The organism is Herbaspirillum sp. B65 (genome assembly GCF_000333555.1).
In the GTDB taxonomy this organism is placed as follows: Bacteria; Pseudomonadota; Gammaproteobacteria; order Burkholderiales; family Burkholderiaceae_D; genus Herbaspirillum; species Herbaspirillum rubrisubalbicans.
Map to the genome: position 1 here is coordinate 1 of NZ_BADI01000622.1, position 4,293 is coordinate 4,293.

Sequence of the window (4,293 nt, forward strand, 5' to 3'; positions counted from 1 at the left end):
GAGCGCCACCATTTTGCAGCACGTGTTCCACGATGGCCGGGTGTGCGATTCCCGTCGCATATCATCCTCCCACCACACGCAATTGGTCAGCCAGTGTGCCGCTGAAGTCGGCGAGGCACAGACGCCGCGCATCATTGACGGCGGCGACCTGCCTGCGGACAGCACCGCTGTCATCGCTGCTGACGATGTCCACTAACGGGACGCCCCGGAACTGTCCCGCCAGTTCGTTCTCCAGCTCGACCCAGGCAAATCGCTGGCCGTTGCCCAGGTGCTGCCGAATCACCGACACATAGCCAGCCATCACACCATCGTCAGGCGTATTGAACGTGATGCGGTCCAGGGACTGCGGGGGCTGCATCACGAAGTCACGCGACTTGCTGCTGGTGGTGGCGATCACATCAAATTTCACAGGTGCATTCATTGCTTCTTCTCCTTGGTGGCCGTTACAGAGCACACACCAAAGCGATCGACGGCGGCGGCGATCACGTCGCAGCTATGCGCTGCGATGGCGGTGTAGGAATGGCGTGCGCTGGCAGTGCGCACGACGACACGAAACGCGGTCATAGGGCGTTCCCTTTCGTTGGGTGAGGATCAATCGGAAGTTCGGTCACATCGAGCCGGCCGGCGCGCCAGTCGGCGACCTGGCGCGGCGTGCCGCGGCGCGGGGACTTGTCCGGCACAGGCACCACGCGTGGCCAGGGGCACGCCTTGATGGCATCCCAAGCCGCCAGTGCGCGGCGCTGTTCATCGGCGGTCACGGCTGGCCCTGGCCATGTCGGCATGTCGTCCACCACCGGTCGAGGCCAGGGACATGCACCCAGGGCGAGCCACGCATGATCGATCTGCGCGGCCTGGTCGGGCTTAAACATGACTGGCGCTGGTGATGTCTTCGGTTCAAAGGACACATCCGCCGCAAAGTCAGGCCCAGCGGGCTGCGTACAGTTATTTACACGAGTCCAAGGGAACCCCGAACCCGCCGATGCGCGAGCGTCGTGCCCTTGAACTGGCGTCCATGTGTGACGAACAGATTTAAAGACCACCCCGACCATCTGGCGGCACTGGACGCCATAGGGCATCACCCGCTCACACTCTTCATAGCGGCCGGTCACAGTCTTGGTTTCCTTGGCCAGGGTGACCATCAGATCGTCGCGCTTCACGATGGCACCACCTTGAGCCCACAGATAGCTGGCCCAGCACGCACGCTTCTCGCCTTCGATCTTTTGCACGGCATCCCAGGCGGCGGCCATCGCCGGGGGCGCCTCTTGCACCATCTCTGCCGGCACGCGGCGCAGCTCGCGCCACACACTCACAGGCGCGCCACCCCACTGCTGGAACTGGCGAATGCCCCAACGAGCCGCCCAGGCTTCCACGCGGGCCGATGGCGTCAGTTCGTAGTCGCCGGCTGTGTCGGTAGTGACCACATAGCCTTCCTTAGTCTTGTGGTCGGCCACGCCATCGATGTTCTTGGCCACGTATTTGGCGATGTAGCCAGCAGCGCTTCCCTTTGACCAGTCGATGCGCTTCACGTCGAGGCGGCGTTTGAATGCACCCGGCTCGCCGCGATCCACGCGCCAGGCATACCGCTTCATGATGCGGATAGCACGGCTGGCCACGTCCTTGACATGCGGCGTGGTGTAGCCCGGCAAAGCACGCACGAATACCAGCATGTGCCAGTGCGGACATCCATCGTGGTGGGGTTCAGCGATGCGGAACCCGTACAGGCCGATGCCGCGCCGGGCCAGCGCCGAGCGTGCTAGCGCAGTCATCTTGCCAAGGTACTTATTGGCCGTACGTGGGTCCGAGCCGTCATATTTGGGATTCGGCTTGCCTGTGTGCAGAGTGGCATGGAAGCGTGACGGGCAGGACCAGGTGAGAAACAGCCCCTGGTCGTTGCATTCCTTCGCGATCATCTCGAAGCCATTGATGCGCAGCATGAGTTCGCCGCGGCGAATGGTCTTATTGGCCGTGGTCTTCTCGGCCAGCTCGGCAATGCTGAATTCCTGGCCCGCCTCATTGCGCACAATAATCGCTTCCAGCGCGGCAGCATTTCGCTTGTTCTGGGCCAGGCGAGACAGTACGGCGTCATTACTGGCATAGGGCTCGCCGTGATAGTGCACATAGCCCAGGCGGATATTGCCGCCCTCAAAGGCGCGGCCGACTACCTTGCGGAGTTGCCGGCGCCACCAGCGCGGATCCACGACACGCGCAATGATGGCGCGCAAGTCGTCATCGTCCACTTCAGGCATATCAATGCCGTAGTCACTACACTCCTGCTCGATGAGGTCGCGTGCGTGGGTATCGGAGATTGCCTTCCACAGCATTTTCTTGACGTTGTCAGCGGCCTTTTCTGCCGTGGCGCAGATATCCGCATCGTCCTGCGACAAATCGACGCCGGCCGGTACGTACTGCTCAGCAAAGTCACGGACGAACTGAACAGCGATCGGCTCAAAAATCTTGTTCCAGTGCCATACCGACATCAGCTCCAGCGCCTGCCCCACAACACGCCCACGCCACTTCAGCGGAATGCGGGCCAATTCACCGGCAAACTGGTGCGACTCGACGAAGGCCCGATGGCGACGCCGTGTCTTCGCATCGACTGTTCTAGACTGCATTGAGGGCTCTTTCATACGTCGTAATGGCACGCAGCACGGCATGACGCATGGCCAGGCGCTCAGCTTCGGTAAAGGAGTGAATGGGGCATTCCCAGCGATCTGCTGATAGACCCGCCAGGGCCAGGATGTGTCGGCGCACCGGCTTGGCCATGGCCGCCCAGGAATAAGCAATCCCCGTTTGCAGATTGGGCCGCCTGCGATTACGCAGCAGCGAAATGGACTTAGTTAGCTCAGCCTTGGCAGCTTCATTGCCAGGAGGCGTCGGCACCCATGCAGCGCGCTCGCGCAGCAGGTCCGATGCTGGACGGAATGACGCATGATCTTTGATTCGAGCACCACGCATGGTTACCCCTTCACCAGGCCGACTGCGGCCAGCAAGGCAGGCGCGAGCAGCAGGAAACCTGCGATGCAATGAGCAATCACGGCACGCATTACCATGCTCCCATCAAGCCACCGAGACGCTGCAGGCGCTGAGCAAGGCGATGCCCAATCGCAGATTTCCCCTGCCAAATCACATTCCATTGCAGGTCGTCCTGAAGCACCGCCTTGCGCAGCAACATCCGCTGCGCACATTGAAATTCTTTGATGTCGTCGCCCAGACGAAGCCGTAACGAGGCGAGGGCAAGAGCGACCGGTTGCTGATCGAGAGCCATGGTGAGGTTTCTTTAGGGTGAGCGAATCCAGCGTGCGCCAAATGGCGCACGACAGGTCTTAGTCAATTTGGGGTTCAGCGACCGGCTAGGCGGTCAGCAGCAAGTCAGGCAGTACCTGTTCCTTGGGGTGCAAGGTACGCACGGGGCGAGATGGGAAGGCTCACCTCGGGATTGGGCATGGCCGACAGGGAAACGGTACGAGAAATCTCCAGCGTGGCAACGAAGGTATGGCCACAATCGACGTTCTGGCATCGATAGGTGATTTCCTTCATCAGCGTGGACATGGTCCGGCTTTTGGCTGCACGCACAGGGCTTTGGCAATGAGGGCACGGCAGGCTGATTACACGCATGTTGTTTTCTTTCCCTTGATGGCATAGAGTGCACGCCCCTTGCCAGTAATACGTTTGATACCTTCTCGAACAGATTGGGCCAGCACGAACTCGGCCGCCTGCTCAATCGTGTCGAAGCCCTCGCGGATCATGATCACTTCCAGGGCGTCGACCAACTCAGGATGGGTGAACGGCAATTCGATATCAGGCATTGCGAGGCACTGAAAAGTGGCTCGTGAGCGCCTTGGCTTGCACGTTCTGCTCGGATAAGATCGGCATCGAATAGGATTGCGCCAGGGCGATGGCCTGGTGCATCAGCAGATCATGGGCCAGGGTGGCCAGGTTCTCGCCCTGGTACTGTGCCAGGGCTTTCATGATGTCGTAGTTGTCATCGTTGACGCGCACTACGATGCGGCGGTGACGGATTTTGCGTGGATCGTCGTACATTGCGGTCTCCGATACTCAAGCCCGTTCGGCTTTGACGTCTTTGTCGTAGGCGGCCATGCCGCGCAAGATCAGCAGGCGCACGAATGAAGAGCGCGTGCGCAAATCCTGGCGGGCCAGCTCAGCCAGTCGTTGCTCTTCATCAGCTTCAAGGCGGAAGGTAACGGCCACCGAAGTATCGGTATGGGGGCGGGATACGTGCTTGGAGAGGTTAGGCATATGGGATAATTGGTGTACACGTCACTTAGCAATGAC

General features: G+C 60.5%; 9 protein-coding genes. All 9 read right to left on the bottom strand.

The genetic code is table 11. The features are described from left to right. Positions 1–61 precede the first annotated feature (61 nt). Entirely contained in the window at positions 62–421 is a 360-nt protein-coding gene (locus I5W_RS14680; RefSeq protein ID WP_017454535.1) for a hypothetical protein, read from the bottom strand. Further along, on the bottom strand, positions 418–564 hold the full coding sequence (locus I5W_RS32505; RefSeq protein ID WP_008330650.1) for a hypothetical protein: 147 nt from the start codon (positions 562–564) through the stop codon (positions 418–420). The genes I5W_RS14680 and I5W_RS32505 overlap by 4 nt, the downstream gene beginning before the upstream one ends. Then, entirely contained in the window at positions 561–2,612 is a 2,052-nt protein-coding gene (locus I5W_RS14685; protein ID WP_044529780.1) for a replication endonuclease, read from the bottom strand. The genes I5W_RS32505 and I5W_RS14685 overlap by 4 nt, the downstream gene beginning before the upstream one ends. Further along, positions 2,602–2,955 (bottom strand): hypothetical protein, encoded by a 354-nt coding sequence (locus I5W_RS32510; RefSeq protein ID WP_026052274.1) that lies wholly within the window; start codon positions 2,953–2,955, stop codon positions 2,602–2,604. Before I5W_RS32510 ends, I5W_RS14685 begins: the two co-directional genes overlap by 11 nt. An 88-nt stretch (positions 2,956–3,043) precedes the next feature. Then, entirely contained in the window at positions 3,044–3,265 is a 222-nt protein-coding gene (locus tag I5W_RS14695) for a hypothetical protein (RefSeq protein ID WP_017455143.1), read from the bottom strand. Between the two features lie 104 nt (positions 3,266–3,369). After that, entirely contained in the window at positions 3,370–3,615 is a 246-nt protein-coding gene (locus tag I5W_RS29870) for an ogr/Delta-like zinc finger family protein (protein ID WP_006465440.1), read from the bottom strand. Further along, positions 3,606–3,806, bottom strand: a complete 201-nt coding sequence (locus tag I5W_RS14700; RefSeq protein ID WP_044529781.1) for a hypothetical protein — start codon at positions 3,804–3,806, stop codon at positions 3,606–3,608. Before I5W_RS14700 ends, I5W_RS29870 begins: the two co-directional genes overlap by 10 nt. Continuing rightward, complete coding sequence (locus I5W_RS14705; RefSeq protein WP_006461600.1) at positions 3,799–4,041, bottom strand: hypothetical protein; 243 nt, start codon at positions 4,039–4,041, stop codon at positions 3,799–3,801. The genes I5W_RS14700 and I5W_RS14705 overlap by 8 nt, the downstream gene beginning before the upstream one ends. 15 nt (positions 4,042–4,056) lie before the next feature. Beyond that, positions 4,057–4,209 (bottom strand): hypothetical protein, encoded by a 153-nt coding sequence (locus tag I5W_RS14710; protein WP_252717035.1) that lies wholly within the window; start codon positions 4,207–4,209, stop codon positions 4,057–4,059. Positions 4,210–4,293 lie beyond the last annotated feature (84 nt).